General features: G+C 71.9%; 1 protein-coding gene. It reads left to right on the plus strand.

Features of this window, described 5'->3' with window-relative positions:
- Positions 1 to 566, plus strand: a 566-nt coding sequence (xseA, locus tag D3H34_RS33585; RefSeq protein ID WP_119558928.1) for an exodeoxyribonuclease VII large subunit, incomplete at both ends; no start/stop codon positions are given.

The raw sequence follows: 566 nt of genomic DNA on the forward strand, positions 1-566 counted from the left end.
GTGCCGGGCCGTGGCCGATGCGCTGCAGGCGCGCTTCAACCCGGTCACGGTGCGCGGTGAAATCACGGGCTTTTCGCGCGCCGCCAGCGGCCATTGCTATTTCAGCATCAAGGATGCGCAGGGCCAGATCCGCTGCGCGATGTTCCGCCGCGCGGCCATGCAGCTGGATTTTTCGCCGCGCGACGGCGAACTCGTCGAGCTGCGCGGCAAGCTCGGCGTCTACGAGCAGCGCGGCGATCTGCAACTGATCGTCGACAGCCTGCAGCGCGCGGGCCAGGGCGCCTGGTTCGAGCAGTTCCTGCGCCTCAAGGCGCAACTGCAGGCCGAAGGCCTGTTCGATGCCGAGCGCAAGCGGCGCCTGCCCGCGATGCCGCGCGGCATCGGCCTCGTGACCTCTCTGGGCGCGGCCGCGCTGCACGACGTGGTGACGGCGCTGCGCCGGCGCGTGCCGCACATTCCCGTGGTGCTGGTGCCGGCGCTGGTGCAGGGCGCGGCGGCGCCGCAATCGCTGTGCGATGCGTTGGCCCGGCTGTACCGGATGGCGCAAGAGGGCGCGCCGGGGCCGC

This window comes from Acidovorax cavernicola, from assembly GCF_003581445.1.